Source organism: Pseudomonas sp. PME37.24/025, from assembly GCF_055556615.1.
Window position 1 is genome coordinate 1 of sequence record NZ_JBVHNK010000125.1, and the last position, 278, is coordinate 278.

Below are 278 nucleotides of genomic sequence, written 5' to 3' on the forward strand. Positions count from 1 at the left end.
CCAGCCCTTCTCGGTCGTATGGATGGCCTGGTCCAGGATGCGGACGGCGGCTTGCTCCACCACGCGCCCCTCGTACAGAGCCTCGACGAACGTGATGCTGTCGCGTTGTAGGGCCCGCCACTCCGAGATGCGAGCGCTGCCGTACGCAGCGATGATGATCGCCAGCTTGAATCGGTCCTCGATGGTCTGGCAGATCACACCGAGTTCGGCAAGGGTGGGCGGCCGGTACTTCTTCCCGGTCGTCGCTTTGCACATCGCCGAGGTCACGGGGTTGGACT

The 278-nt window shown here is 64.4% G+C and carries 1 protein-coding gene; it reads right to left on the minus strand.

Annotated features, from left to right (window positions below; genetic code table 11):
• On the minus strand, positions 1 to 278 hold a 278-nt coding region (locus tag ACZ3HH_RS29785), incomplete at both ends, for a hypothetical protein (RefSeq protein ID WP_465810140.1).